Here is a 567-nt window from a genome sequence, read left to right as displayed (position 1 = left end):
TAGCCCGCCTTCAGAAGTTGATCTGAAACGGATTGTTTGATGTCGGCGGGAGCCTTGAGTAGCATGCGAGCGGGGACCTCATGGTTAAAAAGTGCCACAAGAAGAGCAGATGCCAAGCGTGTTCTTAAGGGGATCTCTGACCACTTTTAGATACCTAGAATTCATCACCACAACGGCGCGCGAGATCACGAACGCGAAGAATATAACTTTGCCGTTCAGTCACAGAAATAACGCCACGTGCCTGCAAAAGGTTAAAGATCTGGCTAGCTTTAATACATTGGTCATAAGCTGGAAAAACGCCCAGATGTAAGCCCTTTTCTTGATTTGGTTGTCCAGCCTCAAGAAGTGCGATGCATTCGCGTTCTGCATCGATAAAATGCTGGTGCAGCAATTTGGTATCCGCAAACTCAAAATTGTAGTATGAATATTCCTGCTCTGCTTGTAAAAAAATATCTCCATAACTTATTTTGTTTTCGCCATCTAAACCATTAAAGTTAAGATCATAGACATTATCAACACTCTGTATATACATTGCTAGACGTTCAAGCCCGTAGGTAAGTTCTCCTG

The 567-nt window shown here is 43.4% G+C and carries 1 protein-coding gene; it reads right to left on the bottom strand.

Annotated elements, in window-relative coordinates:
* Positions 1-154: 154 nt before the first annotated feature.
* A partial coding sequence (locus tag J7R10_RS08465; protein ID WP_208436462.1) for a glycine--tRNA ligase subunit alpha occupies positions 155-567 on the bottom strand: 413 nt, incomplete at its 5' end.

It is taken from the genome of Bartonella vinsonii subsp. berkhoffii ATCC 51672 (assembly GCF_902825225.1).
Lineage (GTDB): Bacteria > Pseudomonadota > Alphaproteobacteria > Rhizobiales > Rhizobiaceae > Bartonella > Bartonella berkhoffii.
The sequence above is the reverse complement of the archived record's forward strand: the minus strand, read 5'-3'. Positions and strand labels throughout refer to the sequence as shown.